3 protein-coding genes are annotated in these 6085 nt (G+C 41.6%); all 3 read right to left on the bottom strand.

Translation table 11 applies throughout. The features are described from left to right. Positions 1-42: 42 nt before the first annotated feature. The 3 genes from DWW23_RS24625 to DWW23_RS24635 all read right to left on the bottom strand — a co-directional run bounded on the left by DWW23_RS24625 (position 43) and on the right by DWW23_RS24635 (position 5947). Entirely contained in the window at positions 43-1476 is a 1434-nt protein-coding gene (locus DWW23_RS24625) for a RagB/SusD family nutrient uptake outer membrane protein (RefSeq protein WP_222941116.1), read from the bottom strand. Between the two features lie 14 nt (positions 1477-1490). Continuing rightward, complete coding sequence (locus DWW23_RS24630; protein ID WP_233564449.1) at positions 1491-4793, bottom strand: TonB-dependent receptor; 3303 nt, start codon at positions 4791-4793, stop codon at positions 1491-1493. Between the two features lie 158 nt (positions 4794-4951). After that, entirely contained in the window at positions 4952-5947 is a 996-nt protein-coding gene (locus DWW23_RS24635; RefSeq protein ID WP_122357118.1) for a FecR family protein, read from the bottom strand. Positions 5948-6085 lie beyond the last annotated feature (138 nt).

A 6085-nucleotide genomic window follows, 5' to 3' on the forward strand; every position in this document is an offset into this window, starting at 1 on the left:
CATAAGATATATCAGACCGGCCCTTCATGTGTTCTACAATGATTATCTATAATCCGGATTCTGAGGAATATTATTATTCAGGATTTCCGTATCAGGTATTAGCCAGGTGTTGTTGTAAGTACCGATAGGCACATTCAATCTGTCACCACGCGCCTTCTGCACCTTGTCAAATGTCTGTGTACGTTTCAGATCATACCAGGCAAAACCCTCTTCAAACAACTCGTGCTTACGTTCCAGTAAAACAGCCTCCCGGAACTGATCTTGCGTAAGTCCGTTCAGATCCGGGACATTCGTAGGATCACCCTGATCTACACGGGCACGTTTACGAATAGCATTGATATATTGATAAGCTCCAGCCGGTCCGTTCACTTCATTTTCAGCTTCAGCAGCTATCAGGTACATTTCTGCCAAACGGATCAATTGCGTTTGCCAGGTTAGAATATTTGTATTTGAAGCCGGAAGCTCTTGTTCCAAATATTCTTCATTAATATACTTATTATAATATGTACGACTAATCACTTTGCTTCCTTTGGCATTTATATATTCCGATTTAATTCCCCACTCTTTACGCATATCCCCTTTGTCAAAACCGGCAATAAATGCATCCGTCGGCAAATACAAGGCAGTCTGGCTACCGATGGGCGAAGAATTATTATGCATGCCGCTATAACTGTCAGGCGCAGAAAACAACTGTGCCCAAATAGTCTCCGCCGTATAACGTTCTGTCTTGAAAACCTTATCGAAGGTAGGCATTAAAGAATACTTACCACTATTAATTACCTCCAATGCTTTTTCCTTTGCCTTCGCAAAATTTTCTTTCTGGTTCATCGGATAACCGGCTGAAGTTAAATAAATACGTGCCATGATTGCTTTCGCGACATATTTATCCACACGTCCCATTTCCGGAGCATCCTCCGGTAACTTCTGTTCCGCATCCAGAATATCATCAAAGATAAATTTATAAATATCTGCCTGTGATGTACGATCTATCGCAACATCCGCATCACTGGACACGACTTTATCCCGCAGAGGAACATCTCCAAAAAACTGGACCAGTGTAAAATAAGACCAGGCACGCAAGCATCTTGCTTCACCGATAATACGATTTTTTGTTTCAGCCGAAAAGTCCTTACTTTCTATCTCTTCCAATATCATATTGGTATTTTTAATCGTACTGTAAGGTCCGGCCCAAGCACCTCTGAATGCATAAAAACCATATCCCGGATTGTTTGCCCAAATATCGCCAACCTGTTCTGCCGACTCAGGCTTGTCATTATAATCGGCAAAAACTTCTGTCAGATTCAGGTTCTGATCCTGAGGATATAACCCTTTCAGTGCCCCATCAAAATCTTCCACTGTCTGATAAAAGGCAGAAGGAGAAATAAATGTCTTCGGTTCTTCTTCCAGCCAACTCGAACAGGAAGCAGATAAAATAACCGGTACAGCCAGTAATATATTTTTAATCAGTGTTTTCATTCTTATAATACGTATTAAAATTTAACCTGTAAACCCAAAGTAAATGATTTTGCAGACGGATAAACACCTCTATCCCACCCGTTCACGGCTGAAGAAGTCCAGGATGCTTCCGGATCATAATGCGAGTAACTTGTGATCGTGATCAGGTTTTGTCCGCTCAGATAAACCGATATATTCGGTTTACGTGAACCAGCAAACCATTGAGTAGGTAGTGTATAAGCCAGTTTTATATCTTTAAAACGAAGATATGAGCCATTCTCCACCCAAATAGAACTAGGATCGCCAAATGCCAGATAATCTTTCGTTGAAGCAGAAGCTCGTGCATACTTGGCATTCGGATTCTCCGGTGTCCAATGATTTTGCCATACATCTTTACGGATATTCCATGTTCCACCGATATTGGTAATGCTCTTATTAAATTCATTTACTATATCTCCGCCGACACTACCGATCACCAGGAAAGAAAATTCAAAATTATTCCAATTGACCGTATTCGTCAAACCAAAGGTAAATTTAGGTTGCGTATTAGCGATAATAGTCTTATCACCTGTTGTAATACCTGCTTTTCCATCAGTATCTTTATAGCGGTAATCACCGGCTTTCTTGGTCGCTTCGCCATTCGAGCGGGCTTCTTCATCTGTTTGATAAATACCTTCAATCTCATATCCATATAACTGGAACGGTGCTTTTCCAACGAACAAGGGGAACCAGTTTCCTCCTCCGATAGGAGCATCGATTCGCATAATTTTATTTCCATACACATCCGTACCTAAATCTTTCACTACTGATTTGTTTGATGTTATGTTCAAATTAGTCGTCCAGTTAACTTTCCCTCTCATGTTGATCGTGTTGATAGAAATTTCAAAACCTTTATTATCGATACGTCCCAGGTTTCTCAACATAGAAGAATAACCGGAAGAAGGAGGCAATGTAGCGTTATATAACAAATCACGCGTTTGTTTCCAATAATAGTCAAAACCAATATTCAAACGGTTGGAGAAGAATCCGAAATCGACACCAATGTCTGTTTGTGTAGTTGTTTCCCATTTCAAATCATCATTAGCCATAGAAGACAAATTGAAACCGATATCTTTGCCATTGCCAAAGATAGGTCCCGATGTTCCCAAACGGGCAAAAGTCTGATAAGGGCTAATAGACTGATTACCGGTCTGTCCGATGCTTCCACGCAACTTCAGATTGCTCAGCCAGTCGATATCTTTCATAAAATCTTCTTCTGAAACACGCCAGGCTAAAGCAGCAGAGGGGAAAAAGGCGAACTTATGATTCTTACTGAATTTAGACGATCCGTCATAACGTGCCGTTACCGTCAACAAGTATCTTTCCATCAGATTATAATTGGCACGTCCCAGGAAAGAGACCATCCGGTAATCACTAAAGCCCGAGGATGGAGTTCCGGGGGTTGAAGCTACTCCTAAATTATTAGTTTCATACACATCACGTAAAAAGCCTGTACCTGAACCACTCAGACTATTATATTGATAAGTCTGGAAAGTAATACCGCCCATCAGGTTCAGAGCATGGTTCTTGTTGAACTTCTTATCATAAGTCAAAATATTCTCATTAATTATCGTATAATAATTTGACTTCGATTTAGAGGCATCTCCATCCAGTTTTCCACCGGCAGACAAACCTATCGGAATATATCGGTCCGTACTTCCGGCATTTACCTCAGCACCGGCATTTACCCGGAAAGTCAGCCCGTCAATGATATCATAGATAAGTGACATATTTGCCAGCAAACGAGAATTTACAGTTTTATTTTTATATAAATCCGCCATCCCTACCGGATTAGTTCCTCCCCACGGAGTACCAGAGAAAGTCGTGTATTTCCCGTCTGCATCTCTGATCGGCTGTATAGGAGCCATTACCATTGCCGTATAAGCAATCGCCCCCCAACCATCAGCACTACTGTTCGCAGTGTTTTGAGTTCCGTATGAATAAGCAATACTTGCGTTTAATGCCAGATTTTTCGCCAGTTTCTGGTCACCATTGATACGCAAGGCAAAACGGTTATAATCGGAACCTTTGATAATACCTTCCTGGTTCATATAGTTCAGAGAGGAGTACAACTTTGTTTTATCGGTACCGCCTGAAACAGATACCTGATGGCTATGCGTTAATGCCGTCTGATAAGCCAGGTCCTGCCAGTCGCTATCAGGTAACGAAGCTGCCTCTTCCGGCGTAATGGCTATACCTTTTCCGTCATTCTGCGAAACCTCGTTCACCATGGATATATAATCATCTTTTCCCAGTAAATTCAGTTTCTTTCTTAACATGGAAATACCCACATAACCGTTATAATCGAGCACAGTCTCTCCTGTACTACCTCTTTTTGTCGTGATCATAACAACCCCGTTGGCACCTCGTGAACCATAAATTGCAGTAGAAGAAGCGTCTTTCAGAACCTCCATCGACAAAATATCTTCCGGGTTGATATCGGAGTTCATGCTCTCTACCGGCATACCGTCAATGACATAAAGCGGTTCATTACCACCTGCCAAAGAGTTGCTACCACGAACACGAATCATCATCGCTTCGCCTGGCTGGCCTGTCCTGGCATTAACCTGTACACCGGCAATCTGTCCCTGCAAAGCACGGTCTGCACTGGTAATACCGACTTGACTCACATCTTTCATCTGTACGGAACCGACCGCTCCTGTCAAATCGCTTTTCTTTACCGTACCGTAACCGATAACCACGACCTCATCCAGTGCTTCGGAATCTTCCCTGAGAGATACATTTACGACATTTACGCTACCAACTTTCACCTCCTGAGTGTTGTAGCCTATATAAGATATCTGTAACACGGCACCAGCGGAAACTTCCAGAGTATATTTTCCGTCCATATCCGTAACGGTCCCGTTCGTCGTTCCTTTTACCACGACATTCGCTCCGATAACAGGCTCTCCGCGTTCATCCTTTACGATACCTGAGATCTTTTTAGTGTCAGATGCAGTTTGCGCTTGTTTTGTTATAATGATATGCCCGTTACTAAAGGCGATCGAACAACCGGTTCCTTCCAACAATTGCTCCATTACCTCTTTCACGTTACTGTTTTTAGGTAATTTTGAAATGGGACGGGAATCATTTACTTCCTGAGTATTATAATCCACAAACAATTTTGTCTGTTGTTCTATCTGTTTGAAGGCCGTCTTCAATGTTACATTATTCCCGGTCAGGCGCACTTGTTGTTGTTGCGCATAGCTAAACAAGCTGTTAGAAAACAAAGCGGTTATAAATAGCAGCTTGGATATACTTTTTCCGCTATTTATAGGTATTAGATTAGTTAATTTCATATATTTGTACATTTGAAAATTGAATATTAATAAAACCTGACGATTTACTCGTCAATCCAATGATGTTCAAGATTCGATTTCGAATTCCGGAAAGAGGGATTTTCGCACTTTCTGTCTTTCCGGTTTTCTTTTGCTCATATCTGTATCCTCCTTTATTTTTAATTTATGAATACTACTCTTCCTTTCACGGTATAACGTATGCCAACCAATTGCCGTAGCACATTCAGCACATCTTCTAAAGTCTCATCCGGAGAGAACTTAACATTGTAATATTCACCCGCATATTTTTGTGAATTATAATGGATCGTCACGTTAAACTTACGTTCCAAAGAAGCCATCAGGCGGTTGAACTGAATATTCTCAAATATCAGGTAACCGTTCCTTTCCATATTATATATGGATGCATCGACAGCATGAACAGTCACTGTATGGGTTGTGTGGGAATAGATTAACTGCTGATCCGGCTTTAATATGGTAGGTTCGATACCTTCATCGTTTACTGAAACGAGTATGCTCCCTTCTTCCAATGTAGCCATCGAACAGGAATCACTAGGATAGGCTTCAACAGAAAAGACAGTACCCAGCGCCTGCACGTCCAGATAAGTCGTTTTTACAATAAAAGGTTGCTCCGGATTTTTCCGGACAGAGAATGCCGCTTCTCCGGTAAGATATACCGTACGTGTCTCGGTATCGGTAAAATCTTTCGGATAAACCAGCAAAGATCCGGCATCGACCCATACTTTCGAACCATCAGGCAGCAGCACCTCTTTACTTTCTCCATAAGGAACAAATATCTGAGCCATTTCTACATGACGGACAGGCTTAAAACGATCGGTCGCCCAATAAGTCGTACCGGCAGTCATCAACACCAGGACAATGATAGCTGCATATTTAAATACCTGGCGGTACAATGGGGTCATACGCTTGCGGAACGGTTCTGCTATCAAATGTTTCTGCAGAGCATTCCAGTCATTATATGTAGATGCGGTCACTTCAGTTTCAGACTCTTCCCACAAATCCTGTAAAGCGTCCAGCTTTTCCACCCCCTCATCTTCAGCCTTCAACCAACGCCCAAACAAAATACACCCATACCGTGAAAAGTGTTTCCCAAAGTACAGCCGCATGACTTGTTTTGTCTTGTTGTTTTCTTCCATAAAATATCCGTCTTTATATTGGTGTAGGTTAACAGCAACGACACACACAATCAATAATCGACTTTTTTTGAAAATATTTTGATTCTGTCTTTTTGTAGATATGGTTGACTCTCTATAAGAATCCAAAATGAGAGAACA

The organism is Parabacteroides sp. AF14-59 (assembly GCF_003479515.1).
In the GTDB taxonomy this organism is placed as follows: Bacteria; Bacteroidota; Bacteroidia; order Bacteroidales; family Tannerellaceae; genus Parabacteroides; species Parabacteroides faecis.

Excerpts from the sequence above, each read along its gene's own strand:
- DWW23_RS24625 (WP_222941116.1), bottom strand. The coding sequence starts at position 1,476 with ATGAAAACACTGATTAAAAATATATTACTGGCTGTACCGGTTATTTTA.
- DWW23_RS24630 (WP_233564449.1), bottom strand. The coding sequence starts at position 4,793 with ATGAAATTAACTAATCTAATACCTATAAATAGCGGAAAAAGTATATCC.
- DWW23_RS24635 (WP_122357118.1), bottom strand. The coding sequence starts at position 5,947 with ATGGAAGAAAACAACAAGACAAAACAAGTCATGCGGCTGTACTTTGGG.